The 24,131-nt window shown below is 34.4% G+C and carries 26 protein-coding genes; 4 read left to right on the top strand and 22 right to left on the bottom strand.

All coding sequences use genetic code 11. The features are described 5' to 3' along the window. Positions 1-11: 11 nt before the first annotated feature. From ACGH47_RS03565 to ACGH47_RS03500, 14 genes are all read right to left on the bottom strand, one after another. Positions 12-482 carry a 3-hydroxy-fatty acyl-ACP dehydratase gene (locus tag ACGH47_RS03565; protein WP_411622759.1) on the bottom strand — a complete coding sequence of 157 codons (471 nt, stop codon included), beginning with the start codon at positions 480-482 and terminating at the stop codon, positions 12-14. Beyond that, positions 482-1,663: a beta-ketoacyl-[acyl-carrier-protein] synthase family protein gene (locus ACGH47_RS03560; protein ID WP_411603879.1), complete on the bottom strand. Its 1,182-nt coding sequence runs from the start codon at positions 1,661-1,663 to the stop codon at positions 482-484. Before ACGH47_RS03560 ends, ACGH47_RS03565 begins: the two co-directional genes overlap by 1 nt. Continuing rightward, positions 1,660-2,238: a DUF3261 domain-containing protein gene (locus tag ACGH47_RS03555; protein ID WP_267351650.1), complete on the bottom strand. Its 579-nt coding sequence runs from the start codon at positions 2,236-2,238 to the stop codon at positions 1,660-1,662. The genes ACGH47_RS03560 and ACGH47_RS03555 overlap by 4 nt, the downstream gene beginning before the upstream one ends. A gap of 34 nt (positions 2,239-2,272) precedes the next feature. Next, positions 2,273-4,561 carry an MMPL family transporter gene (locus ACGH47_RS03550; protein WP_411622758.1) on the bottom strand — a complete coding sequence of 763 codons (2,289 nt, stop codon included), beginning with the start codon at positions 4,559-4,561 and terminating at the stop codon, positions 2,273-2,275. Positions 4,562-4,565: 4 nt separating this feature from the next. Continuing rightward, positions 4,566-5,171: an outer membrane lipoprotein carrier protein LolA gene (locus ACGH47_RS03545; protein ID WP_411622757.1), complete on the bottom strand. Its 606-nt coding sequence runs from the start codon at positions 5,169-5,171 to the stop codon at positions 4,566-4,568. A gap of 2 nt (positions 5,172-5,173) precedes the next feature. Further along, positions 5,174-5,590 carry an acyl-CoA thioesterase gene (locus ACGH47_RS03540; RefSeq protein WP_411622756.1) on the bottom strand — a complete coding sequence of 139 codons (417 nt, stop codon included), beginning with the start codon at positions 5,588-5,590 and terminating at the stop codon, positions 5,174-5,176. Continuing rightward, the gene (locus ACGH47_RS03535; protein WP_411622755.1) at positions 5,580-7,331 is read right to left on the bottom strand and encodes a glycosyltransferase family 2 protein; all 1,752 of its coding nucleotides are present in this window, start codon (positions 7,329-7,331) and stop codon (positions 5,580-5,582) included. The genes ACGH47_RS03540 and ACGH47_RS03535 overlap by 11 nt, the downstream gene beginning before the upstream one ends. After that, on the bottom strand, positions 7,322-7,699 hold the full coding sequence (locus tag ACGH47_RS03530) for a 3-hydroxyacyl-ACP dehydratase FabZ family protein (RefSeq protein WP_267351641.1): 378 nt from the start codon (positions 7,697-7,699) through the stop codon (positions 7,322-7,324). The genes ACGH47_RS03535 and ACGH47_RS03530 overlap by 10 nt, the downstream gene beginning before the upstream one ends. After that, complete coding sequence (locus tag ACGH47_RS03525; RefSeq protein WP_411622754.1) at positions 7,692-9,077, bottom strand: AMP-binding protein; 1,386 nt, start codon at positions 9,075-9,077, stop codon at positions 7,692-7,694. The genes ACGH47_RS03530 and ACGH47_RS03525 overlap by 8 nt, the downstream gene beginning before the upstream one ends. Then, a complete protein-coding gene (locus ACGH47_RS03520) occupies positions 9,047-9,334 on the bottom strand; it encodes a hypothetical protein (protein ID WP_411622753.1) in 288 nt (95 codons plus the stop codon). Before ACGH47_RS03520 ends, ACGH47_RS03525 begins: the two co-directional genes overlap by 31 nt. Before the next feature lie 288 nt (positions 9,335-9,622). Further along, positions 9,623-9,871, bottom strand: a complete 249-nt coding sequence (locus ACGH47_RS03515) for an acyl carrier protein (RefSeq protein WP_267351635.1) — start codon at positions 9,869-9,871, stop codon at positions 9,623-9,625. A gap of 4 nt (positions 9,872-9,875) precedes the next feature. Further along, entirely contained in the window at positions 9,876-10,139 is a 264-nt protein-coding gene (locus tag ACGH47_RS03510) for a phosphopantetheine-binding protein (protein ID WP_065559113.1), read from the bottom strand. 26 nt (positions 10,140-10,165) lie between these two features. Further along, the gene (locus ACGH47_RS03505) at positions 10,166-10,960 is read right to left on the bottom strand and encodes a lysophospholipid acyltransferase family protein (RefSeq protein ID WP_411622752.1); all 795 of its coding nucleotides are present in this window, start codon (positions 10,958-10,960) and stop codon (positions 10,166-10,168) included. Then, entirely contained in the window at positions 10,942-11,661 is a 720-nt protein-coding gene (locus ACGH47_RS03500) for a beta-ketoacyl synthase chain length factor (RefSeq protein WP_267351630.1), read from the bottom strand. The genes ACGH47_RS03505 and ACGH47_RS03500 overlap by 19 nt, the downstream gene beginning before the upstream one ends. A gap of 152 nt (positions 11,662-11,813) precedes the next feature. Here ACGH47_RS03500 and ACGH47_RS03495 point away from each other — a divergent pair, with 152 nt between their 5' ends. From ACGH47_RS03495 to ACGH47_RS03480, 4 genes are all read left to right on the top strand, one after another. Continuing rightward, positions 11,814-12,881 (top strand): class I SAM-dependent methyltransferase, encoded by a 1,068-nt coding sequence (locus ACGH47_RS03495; RefSeq protein WP_411622830.1) that lies wholly within the window; start codon positions 11,814-11,816, stop codon positions 12,879-12,881. A 37-nt stretch (positions 12,882-12,918) separates the two neighbouring features. Then, positions 12,919-13,317: a hypothetical protein gene (locus ACGH47_RS03490; RefSeq protein ID WP_411622751.1), complete on the top strand. Its 399-nt coding sequence runs from the start codon at positions 12,919-12,921 to the stop codon at positions 13,315-13,317. Positions 13,318-13,704: 387 nt separating this feature from the next. After that, positions 13,705-15,405, top strand: coding sequence for an aspartate-alanine antiporter (gene aspT, locus ACGH47_RS03485; protein ID WP_267359133.1), 1,701 nt, complete (start codon positions 13,705-13,707; stop codon positions 15,403-15,405). Between the two features lie 29 nt (positions 15,406-15,434). Further along, on the top strand, positions 15,435-17,030 hold the full coding sequence (locus ACGH47_RS03480; RefSeq protein ID WP_411603900.1) for a bifunctional aspartate transaminase/aspartate 4-decarboxylase: 1,596 nt from the start codon (positions 15,435-15,437) through the stop codon (positions 17,028-17,030). A 280-nt stretch (positions 17,031-17,310) separates the two neighbouring features. On the opposite strand, the gene ACGH47_RS03475 is transcribed toward ACGH47_RS03480, so the two are convergent. The 8 genes from ACGH47_RS03475 to ACGH47_RS03440 all read right to left on the bottom strand — a co-directional run bounded on the left by ACGH47_RS03475 (position 17,311) and on the right by ACGH47_RS03440 (position 24,126). Beyond that, positions 17,311-18,315, bottom strand: a complete 1,005-nt coding sequence (locus ACGH47_RS03475; RefSeq protein WP_411622750.1) for an aldo/keto reductase — start codon at positions 18,313-18,315, stop codon at positions 17,311-17,313. A 29-nt stretch (positions 18,316-18,344) separates the two neighbouring features. After that, positions 18,345-19,136: a serine/threonine protein kinase gene (locus ACGH47_RS03470; protein WP_411622749.1), complete on the bottom strand. Its 792-nt coding sequence runs from the start codon at positions 19,134-19,136 to the stop codon at positions 18,345-18,347. Between the two features lie 25 nt (positions 19,137-19,161). Then, positions 19,162-19,935, bottom strand: coding sequence for an SDR family NAD(P)-dependent oxidoreductase (locus tag ACGH47_RS03465; protein WP_411622748.1), 774 nt, complete (start codon positions 19,933-19,935; stop codon positions 19,162-19,164). Positions 19,936-19,949: 14 nt separating this feature from the next. Next, positions 19,950-21,131 carry an MFS transporter gene (locus ACGH47_RS03460; protein WP_411622747.1) on the bottom strand — a complete coding sequence of 394 codons (1,182 nt, stop codon included), beginning with the start codon at positions 21,129-21,131 and terminating at the stop codon, positions 19,950-19,952. A 26-nt stretch (positions 21,132-21,157) separates the two neighbouring features. Beyond that, positions 21,158-22,333 carry an acetyl-CoA C-acetyltransferase gene (locus tag ACGH47_RS03455; RefSeq protein ID WP_411622746.1) on the bottom strand — a complete coding sequence of 392 codons (1,176 nt, stop codon included), beginning with the start codon at positions 22,331-22,333 and terminating at the stop codon, positions 21,158-21,160. Between the two features lie 54 nt (positions 22,334-22,387). After that, complete coding sequence (locus tag ACGH47_RS03450; protein WP_411622745.1) at positions 22,388-23,065, bottom strand: HAD family hydrolase; 678 nt, start codon at positions 23,063-23,065, stop codon at positions 22,388-22,390. 76 nt (positions 23,066-23,141) lie between these two features. Continuing rightward, positions 23,142-23,294: a tautomerase family protein gene (locus tag ACGH47_RS03445; protein ID WP_411622744.1), complete on the bottom strand. Its 153-nt coding sequence runs from the start codon at positions 23,292-23,294 to the stop codon at positions 23,142-23,144. 1 nt (position 23,295) lies between these two features. Then, on the bottom strand, positions 23,296-24,126 hold the full coding sequence (locus ACGH47_RS03440; protein ID WP_267377992.1) for a hypothetical protein: 831 nt from the start codon (positions 24,124-24,126) through the stop codon (positions 23,296-23,298). Between the last annotated feature and the right edge of the window lie 5 nt (positions 24,127-24,131).

Below are 24,131 nucleotides of genomic sequence, written 5' to 3'. Positions count from 1 at the left end.
TTGTTCTTCTCCTATCCAAATCGCTGTTGACCAAATAAATTGTCTAATTCGCATTCATCTGGTTCATAAACATTTAATTTTCCGGTTGTAACGATTTCTTGATTGATCATAATTTTGCATTCAAAATTAGCCAATTTGGCATCATTAAGTACCAAATTTGCATGAATCATTAAATGACTATTGCATGGAAAGGCGTTTAACGTACTTTTAATTGCGCGTCCGCCTAATAACATACCAAGTGTGGGTTTTTTATCATTCACCATGCCATGATAACCATTCCATACACCTATAGTTTGAGCCATTAACTCAATGGCATAAAAATTTGGTAACGTATCATCTTCATTTAAAAAAGGGGATAGTATGCCTTGTTTATTTACCTCAACACTGCAAATGCATTGCTGTGCATCAACAAAGTGAACCTTTTCAATCATGACCATTGGTTTTTCGTGTGGTAAATAATAACTTGCTAAATGATATTGCATTAAACTTTTCCAATTATAAGTGATGTATTATTGCCTCCAAATGCAAAAGAATTTGACATTATAATAGGTTTTTTTAACATCATTTCTTGAGTAACTATGTTGATTTTATCCAGATTTTCATCATATTGCGATATTGAAAAATCTTGTTTAGGTAGATAAATATTTTGTTCAAGTAATAAATAACTAATAGCTAATTCGGTGGCAGCCGCACTACCTAAAGTATGCCCGGTCAGATGTTTTGTTGAGCTACAGGGTGGTAATGTTTGATTAAATAATCGGTAGACTGCTTTACTTTCAGCGATATCATTCAATATGGTTGCTGTACCATGTAAATTAATATAACCAATTTGGCTTGGTTGTAATTTGGCATCATCCAGCGCTAATTGCATCGCTTGTTCAGCGCCAATGCCCTCGGGATGAGGTGAAGATATATGATAAGCATCGGAGGATTCGCCAGTACCTAAAACAGCAATGTCACTAGTTTCAGTTTTCGTTAATAAAAATATTGCGCCTGCTTCACCAATATTTATTCCATTACGATTTTGGGCAAAAGGCATACAAGGATTTTCTGATAGGGCTTCTAGGGCATTAAAACCATTGATAGGCATTCTGCCAAGACTATCTGCACCGCCCACTATTGCAGCATCAACAATACCTGCTTCAATAAGTCGCTTACCACTGATAATTGCTCTTGCGCTAGACGTACAAGCAGTTGATATGGTATAGCTTGGGCCTTGTAATTTTAGTAAAGCCTTAAGGAACGAAGAAGGATCCCCCAATTCTTGCTGATTGTAGGTAAATAAGTTTTGTTGGTTATTATTGGTTAAACAATGTTTAATATAAATATCACCTTCATGAATTCCTGATGTGCTGGTTCCCATTATGATAGCAACACGTTGAGTACCGTATTTTTTGATAGTTTGATGAATTTCATGCTGAATTTGTAAATAAGCTGCATACAATAATTGATTATTGCGTGTTCCATATTGGGATAAATGTTCTGGAATATCAGGCAAGTTGTCTTTCACTTTGCCTAACCAGGTTTTTTTACCATTTAATAACCAGTGATTTTCTTCAACCAGACAGTGTCTGGCGCCAGATTTTTCTGTTAAATTTTGTTTTATCTCTGTAAGGTTATTACCTAAAGCATTAATTGCACCAAGTGCCGCTATATATATCATTTAGCTGTATCCATACTTTGTATAATAATTTGATATCCAAATATTTGATGTTCAATTCGGATCGGTTTGCGGATCTGATCAGACAGTTTTTCTTGATAAGTTATGGTCAGTATAGGTTCATTTTTATCATCTGATAAGATTCGGTTAAATTCATTATCAACCAGAATCCAACCTTTCGGTAATGAAGATTGCCACTCTTTGGTTGGTAAAATGCTAAACAAAATATCTGATAGAACTTGCTCTGGAGGAGGCAGTTCTTTAACAAAAATGTTCTGTTTAGTTTTAACATTTTTTCCGTCATATTCAAGTTCAAATAGCCGCACTCCTAATGCAGATAATGCCACAACTTTCAATTGATTTTGATTCGCATCCACTAACGTAATAATTGAATTTTCGTGATTGTGGTATTTAAATTTAAGAAGTTGTTGGTCGTGATAAGGTTGATTAAATTTGGGCGATGGCAATTTGATATTAATTTGCTTAGTTAACCAAGCTTTTGGTTGTTCAGATTGATGTGCGCACGCTGAAATGAGTGTTGTTAGTGCTAAAATCAGTAAAACTAAATATTTCTTCATCCAAAAATTCCTGATATTTCTATTTATTTGTGTTTTATGTTTTATTTCTTATAACAAGTGGAGCAAATAAAAAAGCGCCAAATATGCCACTTGTTAAAACTAAACCAAATCCCATAATTGCACTAGTATGGCTAATAATGAGTAGACCAAACGATAATAATGTTGTTAAGGCAGCCAAAATCACTGCCAATAGTGCACTTTGAGTTTGGCTTTTATCATTACTTAAAAATAGACTATAGTCGATACCGATGCCAATGACAAGAATCAGTGCTAACATTGAGAATAAATTTATTGTTTGCCCTATTATACCATGTACCGATAGCGCGATACCAATTGATAACAGTGTAGGTAATGTGCTTTTTAACGCAAATTTTAAACCTTGTTTGATATTATAAAAAATAAAGCACAAACAAATAAATAATACGGCTCCAGTCATTAATTGTGATAAATGGATTCGATAATGGGTAAACATGGTATTAAATTCTGAACGGCGATCTAACCAATAAATACCTTGATCTGGTTTGGATAACGCTTTAAGTTCAGTTAATTGCTCAATCCCACTAATGGGAATTAATGTTGCACTTTTCCCATCTTTCAATGATAACCAGAGTAACTTTCTACCTTGACTAATTACACTTTGTTGCCATTGTTCGGGAGTGATAACATCAATAGGTTGCACAATGTTTGGTGGATTTGCATTAATACCTAATTGTTGCAATGAAGTTAGGATTTTAGGGGCATTTTGCTGAATTAGCGCAACATTTTTTTGCTGTTTTTTAATAGAAGGCAAATTAATCGTTTGATATTGTGTAAATACGCCTTGTTGTTTTGCATGTTCTAATTGCGGGATAAAATTTTCAAGCCGCTGTAATGTTTGCTGAGCATTATCGCCAAAAACAATAAACCACTTTTGTTCGTTTGATTGGTGTGTAATACTCACTATCTGTTTTTCCTGTTGTTGTAGTTCGGCTGGCAAAGTTTGTAATTTACTAATATCATCATCAACTTTTAAATGTATTAATCCATAAGCAATAAAGATTAACGCAAAAATAATCATGCCCCATTGCATCACGCTCGATTGCCAAAGTTGAAGCCAAAATGTTAATAAATGTTGACCAACTTGTTCACGAACAGGTAATTTTTTAACTAAAAAAGGATACCAACATACGACTGTTAAAAATGCACCGGTTAACCCAAATACAGCAAAAACAGAAAGTTGTTTTAAACCAGGAAATGGGGCAATTAATAAAATAAGATAGGCAATAAAGCTGGTGCATAATGCAATGGACAATGTAGAAATTAATTTTTTTAAACTGCATATTGCTGATTCACGGTTGCCATGAAGCAAACGCTCGGTTAGATAATGCAAAGAATAGTCAATTGTGATGCCGATGATACTGGTACTCATGACAAGTGTCATAATATGAATTTCACCAAATATTGAGAGAACCGCAACTAATCCACAAATCATACCAATAAAAATTGATAACAATGAAAGAAAAACAGGTCTTACAGAGCGGAATACCGTAATCATTAATATAATAATGCCAATAATGGATAAACTGCCAATCGTGGTAATATCTGCTTTTGCCTCAGTACTTGCGTGATCACTATAGAACAGTACGCCCCGTTTTAAAATTTGAGTATCAGGCCACTTTGTTTTTAACTGTTCAGCTAACAAATTAAGTTGTGTCACCATTTGATGTGAAGCGTTCATATTAAACGATGAACCGTTTAATTCGGCATAAATCATATACCAAATGTCACCTTGTGCATCATGGGCTGCTAGCCAATTATTTTTTATTGTTAAATGATGCGTGTCACTTAGTTGATTTAGTTGAGATGAACGGGTAAGTAATAAGGGATCGTGGTTAAGTTCGGCTGCACTAACACCACTAAATGGCGAATAAAGTTGGCTTTGAATCCAACTAAATTGAGTACCAGTTTTAAGTCGTTCAATGGTTTTTGCATCCAATAATTGATAACGATATTGATAAGTAAAAGTCCCCCAATTTTGCTGAAAATTTTCGTCAATTAGCCCATTAACTTGAGCGATGAAAGACTGTTGTTTTAGATTTTGGTACCACCATGTTATGGGGGCTAAATTATGGGGATCTGTCGGTTTGATTAACCAAACCAGTTGTTTATCAAGCCTGTCTTGAAATCCATTAATAAGTTCTGTCGGCACATCGTGAGTTTGTTCTTTCGGTAACAGTGATAAGACACTACTGTTAAGTTTGCTATTCAAAATAAGATAACCGAGCGCAAGCATCAAACCCATAACGACTAACAGCCACCAAAAAGCTCGTTTTTTTGATTTCATTGAATTATTTGAATAATGATAGTTCATGTTCTGTCAAATTAGTCGTTTGATGTTTTGAAAAAGTGATCACTGTTTTATCATGTTGCATATCATTGAGTGTTATCGTATTTAAATGTTTATGACCAGTCAGAATTATCTCTTTAAATATTTTGTTCAATGGCGCAAGTTTGGGGGTAAGGATAAGTGTCCATTGATGCTCTTGTTCAGACAAATTTATCATGAAGTTATTTTCTAACTTTTGTTTATCAGCAGTGAAAATAGCTGTTAGCAAATGGTTAAATTCGAATAATTGAGGTTGATTTTCAGCGGTAATAATTTGAGGCGTTTGATCATCGATGCGTTGCTCCATTCTTTGATTATTCATTTTCAAAGTCATCGTAAAAGGCGTTTGTTGTTGCCACCATAATCCCCGTTTTTGGGATAAAATCATCTTTCCGGTTGAATGAAGCGGATTGGATAATCCATTTATATAACGATTTTGTGTAAAATCCGCTCGAATCACCTCATTTTTACTGAATTGGTGTTGTAGTTCATCAAGTGTGATAGCATAAGTTAGGCTTGAAAAAAATATTGCAAGGGTAGTCAATAGGAGCGCAATAAATTTATTCATTTTTATAATCCAAATTGATTTAAGAAAATTTGAGGGGTGATAAAGCTCATTTCTTGTGTTGAAGCAGAGACGGCAACTTGTATGGTATAGCCCGATGTCATTTTTTTTTCGGTTTTAGCATCTAAAATGAGATAATTAATTTTTATCCGATGTTCGTATTCTACCAAGGTAGCAACAATTTTTAATGTTTGTTCTGCTATCGACGGCGATATGTATTTTATTCGTGTATCAACAATCGGCCACAAATAGCCAGAGTCGATCATTTTTTGATAACCGTAATTAAATTTTTGGAATAGGGCTTCTCTTGCTTTTTCAAAAAATTTTAGATAATTACCATGCCATACCACTCCCATTGCATCTGTATCATGGAATGAAGTGGTATATTCAATTGTTACGCTGTGTTTCAAATCATTGTTCATTGCTTTTATTTCTTATATTTAATTTATTGGGATCGGGTTGACTGAATTGCCAAAAATCAAAGAAATTAAACCAGTCTAAAGGGGATAAAAGGCAGTAATGTTCTAATCTTTTTGCATAATTTTGAATGATCATTTCAAGTTCAGCTTGGCGATTTTTTCTTGATGTAATCAGTTTATCGGCAAAATGCTCTAAATAGACTTGATAACGCCCATTGGGTTTCAGTCCCCAAACTAAATAGACAGGGTAACCTAAAGCTGATGCCAAAACAAAACTACCTTTAGGAAATGGCGCTGGTTTACCCAAAAAATCAGCCCAGATTACGCTGTTTTCTTGAATTCTTTGGTGAGGATTGCTTGATGTTCTATCACCCACAATAGCGACCCATTCACCGGCTTCAAGCTTTTGTTTAAGTAAGATTGCTGTATCTGGCCCTAAGCTATCAACTTCAATTAAATTAAAGGTTGAGGCTTGATTGACTTCTTTTAATACTTGGTTAAATCGTGCGGCATTTTTTTTAAACACTAATGCATTAATTTTTACATCATGTGAACATTCTGCAATGGCTCGGCACATTTCTATGTCACCGAGATGTGAGCAGATTAATACTATGCCTTGTTTTTCATTTATTAAATCGAAAAATATTTGTTTGCTGGATGAATAAATATCTTGAATGTTGATATCCCCTTGCCAGCTGGCTAATTTATCTAAGAGTGAATCGCCAAAACGCTGAAAATGCCGAAAAGAAGTCAGTTGTTTTTTATCAACTAACGGGACATTTTCATAAAATTGTTTAACTTGTTGCAAATAGTTTTTTGATGCTTGACGTTGTTTTTTTCCGGTTAACCAAAAATAACTTATAACCGGAAACATGATCGTTTTTGCCACTTTTTTACCAAAAATTTGGTAAAGTTTGAGGATCAATTTGATTCCCCAAAGACCTTTTCTTTCTTCTATCTGTGACCAATGTGACGGTGAAGCCTTTTGGGATGTGTTTCGTTTAATTAATGTTGGGATACGTGGCAACATACCAAAAAATAATCGGGTATGCATCCATGTGATGAGTAAATTATCTTTTAATGGTTTAAAGTGTGAAATGCCATCTTTAGGATAAGTGACTTGAGTAGGAACAAAAATCGATGGCATACCTTGCCAGTACAACCTCACCATAATATCGGTATCAAAATCCATTCTTTTGCCAATTTGATAATGCGCAATTAAATTACATGTTTGTTGCAAAGGATAGATACGTAATCCGCACATGCTATCTTTAATTGAAAATGATAAGGTTTCAACCCAGACCCAAAAATGAGTAATATATCGGGCAATGAGCCGATGTTTAGGAACAGAGCTATCATAAACAGGGCAACCCGAGATAAGTGCATACGGATTTGATTGTGACTGATGAATCAATTCGGCAATAATGTTGGTATCATGCTGTCCGTCTGCATCGATTTGTATCGCATAGGTATAGCCTTGATTTAAAGCATAATTGAGCCCCGCCATAACCGCCGCTCCTTTACCTTGATTAATCGGTAAATGAATTAAGGTTACCCACGTAAATTGGCTCGTGATTTGTTTAAGTTGCTGCGCTGCATCGGGGTCGCTACCATCATCGACTAAAATACAAGTTAATTGATAAGATTCAATGCGTTTAAGTACGTCTGATAGCGTTTGGCTATGATTATAACAAGGAATAACAAAGCAATAATCTGTTGCTGGATGTAATGACGCTACTGACATAAGGTTAGCTTTCCTGAACTAGCAACTTTATGACTATCATTGTTGGTAATAGTATAGTTAAATTCAAGTTTATTGGATTGTTTATGCCAAACTAAATTTAAAATAATAGGATCATTAGGCAAAACAGGGCATTGAAATTTGACAAGATCGATTGATATTAGATTAAATTTTCTGCCAAAGATTTGATTAGCATAATAAATCGCCCAGTTTAGTTGAACAACGCCCGGTAATAATGGTTGAGACGGAAAGTGTCCTTTAAACCAGAAAAGATCATCTGGAATAGTAAATTCAATGCTTGCTTCAGTTTTAGTCAAATGATCTATTTCGCTAACATTGGTTATTATTTCATTTACATATTTTTTATTCATTATTCTTCTTTAACGCATTAAACAATGCTTTTAATTCAATGTAACTGGATTTTCCTTGAGAATTCTTAGGAAGAAACTCAACAAATCGCCATCTTTTGGGCATTTCAATTAATGATAATGTATCTTTTAATAAAAGTCGAAAATATTGTGTTAATTTTAAGTGATTGTAGGTTTGCAAAAGTTTTTTATAGCTTGGCGTTAATTGAATTACGGCACCAAGTATTGTTCGATTATTTTGTTCTAATGGAATAATTATTACTTGTTCAACTTCGTTAAGTTGATTAATTTTATTTTCTATATGGGTAAGTGATACTCGATTTTCAGAGATCTTAATTATTTTGTCTTTCCGTCCCGATAGATGAAAGTACTTATTACTGACTATTTTAATTTTATCATTCAGAACTTCAGGTTGATCTAATAATGGCGTGTATAAAATGGCTTGTTGCCAACGTTGATCATACTCAATTCGCATAGAAGAAAAAAGCGTCCATGGCGTATCAGGCTGGGTTTGTTGTCGAGTAGCGATAATACCGGTTTCACTTGAACCATAGATTTCATTTGGTAAAACGCCTAAATTTTCGAAACAAAATTGTGATTCTTGATAACTTAATTTACCTGCTGATGAAATCACTTTATCACAATTTATCACGGGTAAATGATTATCTAACGTTTTAATAATCGATGGGGTTGTGATGTAAATAATACGTTTATGCTTGAATGTTGCCAAATGTTCTTGATAAAGCACGGGTTCACAAACAAAAGGTATTTTACAGCACAGTGATAACATGATTTTAAACGTTAATCCATACATGTGTTCATGTGACACAGATGCAATGACAAGATCAGAAGTTGATTTTCCCCAATCCTTATTAAGTATTTCAATTTCATGTTGTAACTGATAAACCGATTTTTCAATAGGTTTTGGCAGACCCGTTGAGCCAGAAGTAAAGAGCGTTAATGTCTGTTGTTTAAAATCATAAGTTAATTGCTGTTTTTCATTGCAAAAATTTGCTAATGGTAATTGATTAATATTGATGATCTTCTTATCGATAAATTGACTGCTATTCAGCTCGTTATCGGTTAAAAGAGCGGTGTAGTATTGGTGCATCTCTTGATGAGATGGATTAAGGAGTAGAGGCTGTTTTCCTGAATAAAATAATGCCAATAATCCCGCTACGAAATTAAAACTATCATGCATTGATAATGCCCATAATTGGTTATTATCGTGTTTTAATGCATGGCAAATTTCGAATACTTTGGTTTTAAGATCCGCAACGGTTAAAGGTTGTTTGTGTCTAAATGCGATAACTTCTTGTTCTGATCGCAGTAACTGCTGTGATAATAGATTTAACGTTGAAATTTTTGACGGATTAGCCATTCCATTCCCATACAAATTCCGATTAAAAGGTAGCTAATTAAGCCATTATAAATTGTCCACCAATACATGTTTTCAAGTAAGCATGTTATTAAGGCGACAGAGCCATTAAAAATAAAAAATAGACTCCAAAAAATAGTCACATTACGTTTATAACGTATAGCCTGATCGGGTAATTGTGGATTGTTCATTCTGGCAAATTTTTCAATTATTGTTTGTGGTTGAGTTAATGAGTAACTAAATACAATAAAAAATATCAAATTAACGGCTACTGGATAAAACAGTAGGAGTTGATATTTTGAAAATAGCCAGCTAATTACGGTCAACAATAACCCAAAACATGTTACAACTATACTTAGCCATTTAATATTTGAAAATAGTTTTGGTAATGTGATTAACCTAAAAACAAATAAAAATATCAAATAAAAAATAGCTAATTCAACATGTTGGTAGTGTAGTGATAAGTAAATAATAAATGGATAAAAGACAAATAAAATATTGGTTATCTTGTTTATTATTGACTTAACTTTGTTCATATTATTATTTTATTATTGATTATTAACTAGTTTGTTTACTGCTTCAACAACATCTTGGACTGTTCTTACCGATTTAAATGTCTCAGGATCAACTTTTTTACCAATCTTTTTTTGTAGATGAACGACTAAATCAACAGCATCAATACTATCAAGATCTAACTCTTCAAAAAGTTTTGATTCGGGTTTAATATCGTCTGGCGATAATTCGAAAAGTTGTACAAGTGCAGATTGAACTTGTTCAAAAATTTGTTGCTTGTCCATATATTTAGGCTCCTTGTTGTTGAGACACGATAAAATCAGCTAATGTTTTAACAGAATAAAACATTTTTTTGGTATCATCACTTTCAGCGGATAATACAATACCAAATTGGTTTTTGATTGCTAAACCCAGTTCTAACGCATCAATAGAGTCTAAGCCTAAGCCTTCACCAAATAGGGGGGCTTCAGTATCTATATCCTCAGGAGTGATGTCTTCTAAATTTAATACATTAATTATTAACGTTTTAATTTCATTGTGTAGTTGTTCCATTAAAGTACCTTTATCTTTGCTATAACTTAACTATTCTCAGCCTTAATCAGGACAGAGGTTAAATATCGTGTTAATTTTCTTGCTGCGACAGTTGTATTTGGCTCGACAAAATCATCAATCGAAATTTTTTCACCAATCGTAACGTTGAATGATGTTTTTTTGATAGGGATGTCATACCATTTTTGTTGTTTTATCAAAAAAGGAGGATCGCATTGAATATGAATAAGCCGAATATCGGCATGGCAACGTAATGCAATATTTGCTGCACCTCGTTGTAATTTCATCGGTTGATCTGGAACGGTTCGAGTTCCTTCTGGGAATATGAGTATTCGCCCATTATTGGATAATATTTGTTGGCATTGTGGTAATATCTTTTCCGATTCCGCATTTAATATATATCCGGCTGTTTTGATAATACGACTAATAAAAACGTTATTTAATAATGCGCCTTTGACTAAACAATCGCAACGTGGCATAACAGAAACTAACAGTACCACATCAAGCAAAGAAGGGTGGTTAGCCACAATCAGACAATTTTTATCTTGTTTCAGTTTTTCTAGTCCATCAAATTGATATTGAATAATCCCTAATGATTTTATAATGCCGATAAAAATTTTAAAGCAAATACTTATACTATACTGAGCAACTGTTATTCGGTCGTTTTTATTCCAAATGGCTAGTCTTAATAAACTAAACCAAAAAATTGATAAGACAACAAAACCAAAAACGCCAAACAATAGGAAACCAAATGCTATTGCGAATAATCGCCAACATTGATTTAAAGTATAGATTTTTTTTGAGGTTACTGATTTAATGTCCATTGCCAATCTTGAGAATTTCCTTGAATAATAAAATGTTTTTGTTTACACAAATAAGCGTGTAAAAAAGCGATTGATTGAGGATAAATAGGTTGGTAGACCTGTGATGATTTATCGATGCTTTGACAACTTAATTGATCACCGCTTGTTAATATATAGCCAACGGCATAAGCAGGAACATGATAATTAATCTGTTTTTGATAGGTTTCTGGAACAAAACCATCAAAATCGACAAGCAAGACCTTTTTGTTACCATGATGTAAGATTGAAAATGCTTCAATTAACCCCTGTTGAAAGCTGTCATTGTGTGCAGAAATTGAGCTAATAGGTATACTTCTATTACTGATGATAGTGACTAATCCCGATGCCGTATTATGCACAGAAAGTGCGAAATCGGTCGGTGAAATATCATGATTTTGATTCATCGAAGTTAGGATTTTATGGGTTCTTTCCAATTCACCATGTTGGCTGGTGAAAATCGCTAAATCCAAATGATGATTGTCAATCAGTTCAAGTCCAACATCCACAGCTAATCGAGAGCCCATACTCATTCTACGGGCTTGCATCATCGGTATTTTTTTCGTTTTTGGTAAGGGCATATCCCAATTATGATTAAAAGATGTTGACCATAATTCCCAGTCAGATTTTGTTGAGAGACCAGAAGATAAAGCAAACCAATTTTCAATGGTAAAAGAAAAATTCATTTTTATTTCAATTTTTTAGCATTTTAATTATTTAATTCTTTACTTAACACTATTTTGTAATATTATTACAAAAAAATATCCTTTAACGGATAATTTACTAATACAATACATTAAATCAACAAAAAGGCAATAGATTGACTGGACAAGAAAACATTAGATATGGATATAACGAAGATAAATACTCTGCGTTAGAGGCGATAACGGAAGCACAAAAAATCGCATTTTCGCCTATTTTATTTCAAGCTGTCCTTTGTATGAGAGATAAAGGAATATTAGCAAGTATAGACCGAGCAAGTACTGACGGAATAACGGTTGATGAAATCATTAAAGAGATTGATTTATCTGAATATGCAATTCAATTATTACTCGATATTGGTTTAAGTATGCATGTCATTTATCAACAGCATTCCCGTTATTTTTTGGCAAAAATTGGTCATTATTTATTGCATGACAAAATGACGAAAGTTAATCTTAATTTTACTCAAGATATTTGTTATGAAAGCATGCGCTATCTTCAATCTGCTCTTGAATCGGGAAAACCAGAAGGTTTAAAAGTTTTTGGTGATTGGTCAACCATATATCCTGCCTTACAAGTGTTACCTGAAAAAGCCAAAAAAAGCTGGTTTGAATTTGACCATTTCTATTCTGATCATTCCTTTCCTGCCGCTTTTTCACATATTGAACAATTAAATCCAAAGCATATTTATGATGTGGGTGGCAATACCGGTAAATGGGCACTTTTTTGTGCTAAACAAAATCCGAATATTAGAATAACGCTTTTGGATTTACCGCAGCAAATTCATGTTGCCAAGCAAAATATTCAACAAGCTGGTTTATCTGATCGGATTGAGGGCTTTGAAGTTGATTTATTGAAAGATGAGATTTTACCCAATCAAGCTGATGTTTGGTGGATGAGTCAGTTTCTTGACTGTTTTAGTCGTGAACAAATTACTCGCATTTTAACACTAATTCATCGCAGTATGAAAGATGATGCAACGGTTTGCATTATGGATTTGTTTTGGGATAGGCAGACATTTGAGGCCGGTGCATTAAGTCTGAATGCCTCGTCTTTATATTTCACCTGTTTAGCAAATGGCAATAGTCGTTTTTACCATTCTAAAATATTTTATCAATGTTTAAATGAAGCAGGGTTTCATGTTGAAAAAGATATTGATAGCTTAGGTTATGGACATACGTTGTTAATTTGTAAAAAACGTTAAATCAAAAATTAATCACTTTTATTCAAGGAGTAAACAAATGAAGTTTTTTAAGTTGATAATAGCCACTTTTTTTATCTGTCTATTATTTGGTTGTGCCAATAAGTATGAGGCACCAAGAACAGTTGAGTCATCATCGCAAGGTTTGAGTAAAGAGCAGGTTAAAAATGCTATTTTAGCGGTGAATAAAAAACGTGATACTCGATATGGTATTTGGAAACTAGATTTAATTGATAACAACAATATTCGTGCATCGCTATTAAATCAAAAATATGAAGCTACCATGAATATCAATTTCTCTTCAGAAGGCTATAAAATTCAATATAAATCAGTCAGCCCAAATTTAATTAATAAGAAGGGTGAAGTTCATCGTAACTATAATCGTTGGGTCAATGATCTAGATTATAGAATTCGCCAAAATATCTTCAAAGTCCAGTAAATAAAATCAATTTGGAATGGAATTTAATCTCAACATAAATTTGTCCAAAATTGATAAAAATTAAGCTCACTTTATTGTGAACTTAATAATTACCTATTTTAGTGCGTTATCATTTTTTAATGATAACGCACTAATCTTCTAAAGTATTCTCGAATTAGTTTAAATAAGTTATTACAGTAAAAATTCCTTATTTTCAAAAAGGAACAAAAAAAATTTTTTACCATTTTTCTAACGATGATATCAATTGTTAAAATTAACTTTCTATTCTTTAAATAGCAGTTTAATATATTAATGTATTCATAAAAATTAGTGAATATTCTTCAAATTCCTTTTTATATCTTTTCATATATTCTTAATTCATCATTTTAGCACTTGAGGACAATGATTATGTTTCAATGGCTTTCAAATTGGATTTTAGATGGACTCAAACACTCACCAGAAATATTATTATTTCTCTCATTGAGTTTAGGTTATTTAATTGGTGGGATTCGTATCGGTAAATTTCAGCTGGGTGGCGTAGCCGGTTCATTGCTTGTCGCTGTAGCACTGAGTGTATTTGGTGTAACTGTTGATGCTGGCGTTAAAGCGGTACTTTTCGCACTATTTATTTATGCTGTTGGGTTTGAAAGTGGCCCCCAGTTTTTCCGATCTTTAGGTATTAAAACATTACGAGAAATCTTTTTAGCACTTTTCATTGCGGTTGCAGGTTTTGTGACTGTCGTTGTTTTAGCAAAAATATTCGATTTAGATAAAGGGTTGGCAGCCGGTCTTGCCGCAGGGGGATTGACACAATCTGCTATTATGGGTACTGCTTCTGATGCGTTAACTCAGCTTGGTTTAAGCGCAGAAGAGCTAAGTCGTTTACAAGGTAATGTTACCATTGGCTATGCTGTAACTTATATCTTTGGTTCCCTTGGTGCCATTATTGTTTGTGTTAATATTTTACCTAAAATCATGGGTAGAGATATCAGCGATGATGCAATTAAGGCGCAGGCTGAACAACTTCATGGCTCGATGTTATTAGGTGCTAATCAAAATTTTGCTTTATCTGATATTAGTGGTCGTTTGTATCGGGTGACAAATAAGATCAATCAAAGTGTTTCTGATATTGAAAAAACGGTAAATGGCATTAGCATTGAACGAATAAAACGAGGCAATAAAATTCTTGAGGCAACACCTGAAACAGTGATTAAAGCTAAAGATATTATTTTAGTTGTTGGTCACCGTGATGCCATGATTCAAGCGAATGATCTTTTGGGTACAGAAATTAATTCTGCATCAGGAATGGATGTGGTGATGAATACTCAAGATGTTGAAATGCGTAATTCTCGTTATGTTGGTGAGAATTTAACACAAGTACTTTCATCTGACGAAGTAATCAGTTTAAAACATGGTATCTATTTAGTTGCGATTCATCGCGATGGTCAAAGCCTTCCATTAAACAATGATATTGTTTTAAAACTAGGTGATGTGATAACCATTTATGGGGCGGATAGTGATCTTCGACGTGTTATAGATCGAATTGGTGCACCGATTACCAAAAGCGAAAAAACAGATTGGATATTTCATGGTTTAGGTCTTGTCGTTGGGCTGATTATTGGATTAATTGTAATTCGTGTTAGCGATATTCCAATTACCCTAGGCGCAGGTGGTGGTGCATTACTTTCTGGTCTCTTATTTGGTTGGTATCGATCTTTCCATCAAACCGTAGGCAATATTCCAACTGGCGCTTTGCAACTTTTAAAAGATTTTGGTTTAGCAGGCTTTGTCGCTGTCGTGGGTTTAAGTTCTGGTCTTCAAGCAATCGATACCATTAAAGAACAAGGGTTATCACTGTTTTTAATCGGGGTTGTGGTTACTCTGTTACCGATGTTACTGGCGATTTATTTTGGTAAATATGTGCTTGGTTATAAAAACTCCGCTGTATTTGCCGGAGCTTTAGCGGGTTCACGAAGTGCTAACCCAGCCTTTGGTGAAGTGCTAAATAAAGCAGGTAATTCAACACCGACTAATTCTTTTGCTATTACCTACGCACTGGCGAATGTATTCCTAACTTTATTAGGTCCATTGGTTGTGGCTTTTGTTTAAGCAAAAACTCAAATTAAAGGTAAAAGATTATGAAGAACAAATCAGATTACGCAAAATATGCTAATTTAAGTCCTTTTGAATTAAAAGATAACTTAATTAAACTTGCCCAAAGCCATCCTGATCATGCTATGTTAAATGCAGGACGTGGTAATCCTAATTTTTTAGCAACTTGGCCGCGTCAAGCTTTTTTCCAGCTTGGTGTTTTTGCGATTCAAGAATCCGAAATGTCTTATTCTTATCTCAATGAAGGGGTAGGTGGTTTTCCAATTAAAGGTGGATTAACAGGGCGCTTTGAGCATTTTATTCGTCAAAATTACAATACCCCTGGTGTTCCATTCTTAGGTAAAGCATTTTCGTATATTCGTGATCAACTTGGTCTTGATGAAAATGCATTTTTACAAGAAATGGTAGAAGGAATTTTAGGTTGTAACTATCCTGTTCCTGATCGAATGCTACGGTTCAGCGAAAAAGTCGTCAAATCCTATGTGTTAAGACAAATGGGGGCAAGCTATCTAAATATCGATGATATCGACCTTTTTGCAACCGAAGGTGGTACAGCCGCCATGGCTTATGTTTTCAATTCGATGAAAGAAAATGGTTTGATTCATAATGGCGATAAAATTGCAATTGGTGCACCAATTTTTACCCCTTATCTTGAAATTCCAGCCTTAAATGATTATCAATTAGTTGAAGTATTAATTAATTCGGATCCTAATTTAAATTGGCAGTATCCTGAATCTGAATTACGCAAATTAGAAGATCCTGCTATTAAAGCTTTCTTCCTTGTTAACCCTTCCAATCCACCATCCGTAAAAATTGATGATAAAAGCTTAAAAATTATAGCTGATATTGTTAAAAAACGTCCTGATCTCATTATTTTAACGGATGATGTGTACGGTACATTTGCCGATGATTTCCAATCTTTGTTTGCTATTTGCCCTAAAAATACCATTTTAGTTTACTCATTCTCTAAATATTTTGGGGCAACCGGTTGGCGTTTAGGGGTAATTGCAACCGCACAAGATAATGTCATTGATAAAACAATTCGATCATTGCCAAGTAAAGCAAAACAAGTTTTAAATAAACGTTATAGCTCAATTGTTACCGATCCTGAAAATCTTAAATTTATTGATCGTTTAGTTGCTGACAGTCGTGCAGTTGCATTAAACCATACGGCAGGACTTTCAACACCTCAACAAGTGCAAATGGTATTATTTGCACTTTGTGAAATGATGGACACGGATGAGAGCTATAAAACAACGTTGAAAACATTAATACGTCGTCGTGCGGCTTCGCTATATCAGCATGTGGGTCTGAAACATAAAACAGATGGAAACAGTGTTGATTATTATACGCTAATCGACCTTGAACACATTTGTCGTGAACTTTATGATGATAAGTTTGCCAAATGGATTCTTAAAAATAAAAATCCTTCTGAATTGCTATTTAGAATTGCTGATGAAGCGGGTGTGGTGCTATTACCGGGTAAAGGGTTTGCTGTACAACATCCTTCAGCTCGTGCTTCATTAGCTAACTTAAATGAATATCAATATGCGGCAATTGGCTTATCGATGCGTAAACTGGCTCAAGAGTATTATGATGAATACAAAGGCAAGAAAAAATAGAAAACGAACTTAATCGTTATAATAAATCACATAAAAAGCCCTAATTATTCGGGCTTTTTTTTATTTAATATCTAATATCAAAATTTTAATAATGAACAAAATAAAATAGCGTTTATGGATATTCCAAACTGATTATTTTTTATGATTTTTATTATCTCTATGCGGTATAAAAATAATATTTAAGCAATAATTGTGTATTACCTGTTACCTATATTGCTGATTGATTGTTTCAATAAAGCAACATTAGGCTCTCATTGTTCAATGCTCAGTCAGAGTATTTTTAAAAGATACCTTTCATACCTTCTGGTGTATAGCGGTCTCCTTTAATATCAATACGATTTTTTAAATCATTGAGAATGGTAAGATCTTCTTTTTCAAGCGTAACAAAACAGGCATTAACATTTTCGAACAAATATTTTTCTTGTTTTGTACCAGGAATAGGAACAACACCTTCCCATTGCGCAAGCAACCACGCTAAAGCAATTTGACCACTTGTACAATCATATTTAATTGTCATCGGTTTTAGTGCATTTAATAGTAGTTTGTTGTGCTCTATGTTCGCATCTAAAAATCTTGGGTTAGTTTTACGAAAATCACCGTCTGCAAAATCTTTTCCTGACTGATATTTTCCTGTCAAAAAACCACGCCCAAGCGGAGAATAGGGAACCAGCCCAATATTTAACTCTTTTAATAGCGGTAATAGATTATCTTCAATATCCCGAGTCCAAAGTGAATATTCAGTTTGAACAACATCGACTGGAAAGACTGAATGTGCGCGGATTAATAAATCTTTAGGTACTTCACAAAGACCAACATGCTTAATTTTTCCCTCTTTTACTAATGTTGCCATCGTCTCCATTGTTTCCTCAATGGGGTTTTCGGGATTGATTCGATGAATATAAAAGAGGTCGATTTGTTCAATACCTAATCGTTTTAAAGATGCTTCACAGCATGATTTTATGTATTGAGGAGCATTATTTATTTTTCTTTCATAGCCAATAGTATTGCTTCTATCTATTCCACATTTAGTTGCAATACATAATTGTTCTCGTTGTGATGAAGTTAATTCTTTTAGCAATGTTCCAATGAGTAATTCGTTTTGCCCACGACCATACATATCAGCTGTATCAATCAAGGTTATGCCACTATCCACAACGGAATGTAGCAACCTAATTGAGTGCTGATCATCAGTAGGGCCATAGAACTCACTCAGTCCCATAGCTCCATAACCTATTGCACTGACACTAATATCTGAGCCTAACGCTCTTTGTGGTAATTTATGCATTTAAAAGTTCTCCAATTTGTCCGTCATAATTAATCATTATTAAACCTATATACCGCTCCATCTCCCCATGTTCCTATATAATAATGATTATTGTATAAAGCTAATGCTACAGCACCTGATAACGATGAAACTAATGTATCTAATTTTTTAGTTTTTACATCAATCTGACGTACCATATTGGCTCCATTATCAATTACCGCAACCACACTAGGCGAAACAGTGACAATACCAACACCTGGTCGAGTAAATCCACTACCTAACTCAGTTTTATTGCCATTCGGGTCAATCATTGTTAAACGACCGCTATATTGAGAAACCACTAAACTATTATCAGGAAGTTGTGTGACGCCGACTGGAGTAGATAATCCTCGTACGATAATTTCTTTCTGACCACTGTTCAAATTGAGTGAAACGATTTCACCCGTCGAACGATTGGTAATAAGCAAATTTCCAGAATTTGAAAATGCAATGCCTGTCGGAGTATGATAACCGTCAGAAATTTTTTGAGCTTCTCCATTTGCGGTAATTTTTAAAATATAATCATCACTATAAGAAGATACATAGATATTATCTTGTTTATCTATGACAATTCCAGCGGGTGAGGAAATATTCGAATAAACGGTTTGTTTGTTGCCTTTAGTATCTATTTTAACCACTGAATTACCAGACCAATTGGTCACATACATCGCCCCAGAACTTTCAAAGGCAATCCCAGTTGGAGCATTAAATGACTTAGAAACAGTTTTTAATTCGGCCATACTCATCGCTCCATAAAAAGTGGAAAAGATAAAAATGAGGGTAGATAGTAAAAATTTTTTCATAATAGGTATTCTCCTTAAAATTGTTTTAATAACCGATTGATGCTCCACCATCAAGATTGATTGAAGCACCGTTGATATAACCAGCTTTTTTACTGAATAAAAATACAATGGCATTGCCTATATCATTGACATCAGTAAATTTGTTTAATGGATTCATTTTTCTGAAATTATCATTTAATGATTCCGCAGTTGTTGAGAAAGATTGTGCGAGTCTGGTTGAGGTTTTGTACCAAGATTCAGATTCGGTAATCCAAGGATTAATGACGTTGATGCGAATTCCATGCTTTCCTAAATACTTTGAAGCAGCTTTAGTAAAGCCTGATAGGGCTGCATTGACGGTACTATTTATAATGAAATCGGGGTTTGGATCGTAACAAAATGTTCCATTAATAATGACAATTTTTCCTTCACGCTTATTGGTTGCCATTAATTTTGTGATCTGTTTGGTCATATTGATTGAGCCCCAAAGTTTACTTTGAAGAGATTCGTCCCAATCATTTTTGGTGGATAAAAAATAATCAATCGGTTCCCCTAGACCTGCAGCATTGATTAATCCGTCAATTGGCGTGTTTGCCCAAATAGACGATAATTTTTCGGCAACTTGATCTTCTTGAGTAATATCGATGATTTGAGTAAGAATATGCTTATTGTTTGTTAACAACTCTAATTCTTGATGCGTAGCGGATAATTTATCTGAATTTCTTCCGACAAGGATAACCTTATAATGATTTTCTAGAAGAACTTTTGCAATCCCTTTGCCAATTGACCCAGTTCCACCCGTTACCATGATAGTTTCCATTTTATTTTTTCCTATTATTTTGTTAATTTGAGACCGAATAGCGCTATCGCTATATTGATGATCGTCAGACTAATACTGGTAATCATTACCCCATTCCAATTAAAGTTCTCATAGAAAATACCTAATACGTAAGTACCAATACTTCCTCCAGCCAAACAAGATGAAAGATATAAAGAAGAAATAGCGCCTCTTGAATTAATCGGTACAATTTGATTAAGTATTGAAATGACTATAGGTTGCAGTCCAAACACAAAAAGAAATAAACAAAAAATACCTAAGGCGATAAAAAATAAATTGGTACTAAATCCGATAGTGATAACTGATATGCTGACAAATACAAGGCAAATAATTAATAATCTACCTTTAGTCATAAATTGAGATAATTTGCCTGTGATGATAGTACCAATGACGGCGCTGATTCCTGCAAAGTTTAACCATCCTAATACCGTTGATGAAAGATAAAAAGGCGAGCCTTTTAAATAGAAGGTTAATAATGATGATAATCCAAGGTAAACAAAAAACAGAAGAAAACCAACAAACAGAAAAATAAGTACCGTTTTATTTAGCAGTAACTTAGCCGCGGTGAGATAAGTACTTGCGATACTCATGTTGGAAGTATTGTTGTTCGTGTTTTTTATACCCATTGGAATAAAAAGACAAGCAAAAACAATTAACAATGCATAAATAAAGAAGGCAATTTGCCAAGACCAATAATCAGTCATCATGGCTACTACACTACGGCTAAAAATAATACCGACAATAGAGGCGGAAATCATCACTCCCATTGCTTGAGGCAATTTTTCATTAGGTGTATTCTTAGCCGTATAGGCAAATAATGCAGCCGGAACTGATGCTGCAAAAAAACCGATTAATGACATAATGATTAAATAGAGACTGAATGATTCGACGATACCAGATAAACCAAGACAAATAATGGTCCCAATACTCCCAAATACCACTAAAAATCTTGTTGATACTTTATCTGATAATGGACCATAAATAAAAAAGGAAATAGCGTAGAAAAAACAAGATAAGCTAAATATACTTCTTGCATCTAAAATATCAATGTTAAAACTTTTTGAAATTTCCTGAAAAATGAGTTGGCTGATATAAACTGAACCGACCAAAAGCACAATAAGTACGGCAGAAACAAGAATACTTGTAGTTGATTGTTCTTGTTTCTGTATTGATTTCATGCCTGATTCCATAATCTAATTCCTCTTTAATTTCGATGAATACTCATTGCCACCCCTTCACCTCCACCGACACATAATGCAGCAATACCGACATTGAGTTTCTGTGATATTAGTTGATGTATAAGTGTAACCAAGACACGACAACCTGATGCACCAATCGGATGTCCTAATGCAATTGCACCACCGTTAACATTAAGTTTATCGTTAGTTAACGCTAATACTTTTTGGACAGCTAAAGATTGCGAAGCAAATGCTTCATTGCATTCAAACAGATCGACATCATCAATAGACATACCTGTTTTCTTCAAACAAGCTTCGATGGCACTAATCGGACCCAGCCCCATAACAGAAGGATTGATACCAGTATTGGCAAAAGCAGATATCGTGACCATAGGTGTTAATCCTAAAGATATTGCTTTTTGTTTACTGCATACTATTACCGCTGCTGCACCATCATTAAGGGATGATGCATTACCGGCAGTGACAACTCCCTCCTTTTTGAAGACAGGTTTTAATGTTGATAATTTTTCCAGTGTTGTTTCTCTCGGTCCTTCATCTTTATCAATCACGACTTCACCTTTTTTGGTGGCTAAAGTTATTGGAATGATTTCATTGGCAAAACAATTATTCTGTATTGCATTTAAGGCTTTCTGATGAGAGGACAGTGCAAAAATATCTTGTTCTTCACGAGTAATATGATGACTTTCTGCAATATTTTCAGCTGTTACCCCCATGTGATACTGATGAAAGGCATCGGTTAATCCGTCATGAACGAGTGTGTCAATTAATGCCGAATTCCCTAAACGGTTACCTTTACGAATTCCTTTAACAGCATGCGCTGCGGTTGACATGCTTTCTTGTCCTCCTGCGATGATCATTTGCGCATCGCCATTTCTAATTGCTTGAACAGCTAAATTGATAGCCACCAAACCCAAACCACAGACTTTATTCACCGTTAATCCCGTTACTTTTTCGGGTAAACCTGCTTTGATCGCTGTTTGTCTTGCTGGATTTTGTCCACAACCTGCGGTTAAAACTTGTCCCATAATGACTTGATCGATTTCGTTAGCAGGAATATTCGATTCTTTTAGCATATTTTTAATGAGCATTGCGCCTAATTCTGTTGCTGGTATGTCAGCAAAACTACCAAGAAATGCTCCAATAGCGGTTCTTTTGGCCGCTACAATTACAATTTCTTCCATATTAAAATTTCTCCAATCTAAATGTTAATTATCTTTAACATTGCTTTTTTTAAATCATAAAACTTGCCAGTTATTTTGTTTGGCAAGTTGTAACATCGTAGGATGATCGCCGACGTAAACAGAATGACCGACACAAGACAACATATTTAAATCAGAAATATCATCTCCATACCCGTAGCTACTGCTTAAATCGATTCCTTGTTCTAAGGCAAATTTTTCGATTGCGGTGGCTTTACCCGCTCCAATAGTTTGTATCCCTGTAATTTCACCTGTCAAAATTCGCTGTTGGTCAACAACCGGATTAACACACAAAATGTCATCTACTTTTAAATATTCAGCAATCGGTTTTAAAAGCGGTAGCATTGACCCAGAAACAAATACTGTTCGTTCGCCTCTAGTTTGATGTTGATGTAAGCGATCAACTGTTTTTTGAATAAAGGCATTCTTGTTGACAACATTTTGCTCAAACCAAATCTTACCGATTGAAAATAGTTCATCCATGCTCATACCCGAAAGTAATTGGTAGTACATGGAACTGAGTTCTTCTCTTGGTCGATTGTTAGCTCTTGCTTGTTTGAATGCGTCATCAAATTGAACTTTGAGATCATGAAGTTTTTTTACTTCAGACAGATATTCAAAAAAATTAAACATACTTTTGATCGTTATAAGTGTTTCATCCACATCAAAAAATGCAGCTATAGCTTGATTTGTATTACTTTTTGTTTGCATCATGCTCAGAGTCCTTACTTATATAAGCCCTGCTTTTGGTTAGAAAGTTAGGATCAGTTCCTATCACGCCTGCATCTGACTACCGTGAAGGGGAAACTTCTTGAAGGCTAATCGAGATTTTATCGATAGGGCAACCTAAAATTTTATGCGTCGCAACTGTTATTTCCTCGAGTAATTTTTTAGCTTTTTCATCATCAGATATCGGCCAGCTGATAATATTGATATGTGGCATGTTATTTCTCCTTAATTGGGGTTGTAATTAAATGGTCAAATAAATCTATTTGACTCAATTTGAGTTGGGCATGGACATCGCCTCCTAGTCCAAAATATCCAATTGCACCGCCATAAGACTGTTGTGAACTCATGAACAGCACAATGACGTTGATAATTCGATTACTGTCTTTTTCATGTTTTGGAAAAGGATTGTTCAAAATGGCATAATAGTTAGCAAAACCGTTATTATCAGTCACAAAAACATTAGGAATTCCTAAAGGCCCAGGGCGGGTTAATTCTTGCGGATTAAGATCTTTTTCTCTTAAGCTCATTACGGTGTAAAGGCTATTTGGTATTAAGTTTTTAAAACAAAAATCAAATCGAGCAACGGAACCATCAATGGTTACATCAAGTGTTCCTTGCGCTTTTAACCAATCACTCAGTACAATTTTATTGAGTTTTCGAAGTCCGTCATTTTCCCGATAGTCATAGATATAACCATTACTTAATGGAAGACTAGGGCGTTGGATTTGTGAAGCATTAGGGCATTGTTCCGGTGCAAAGACCATTGGATAATTATTTAAAGGTAGCGGAAGCGGTAATGTAAAAAGCTCTATTTCTGCGAGTCTTTTTTCATTTTTAATATCTAATTCTTCAGTAATTGTATAAGCACATGTTTCACCAAATTTGGGTAATTGGCTTTTTGGGGAAACTAACGCCATCCCCCACGAGATGGCATTATTCTCCTTGATTAAATTTCCTACAACGACAAAGTTACCGTGCTTATCAACCACTTCAGAAGGTGGATATAAAGGGCCTTGTGTTGTTGGAATTAATTGGAATTTTGACATAACGC

This window comes from Gilliamella sp. CG16 (genome assembly GCF_046635785.1).
GTDB lineage: Bacteria > Pseudomonadota > Gammaproteobacteria > Enterobacterales > Orbaceae > Gilliamella > Gilliamella apicola_I.
The sequence above is the reverse complement of the archived record's forward strand: the minus strand, read 5'-3'. Positions and strand labels throughout refer to the sequence as shown.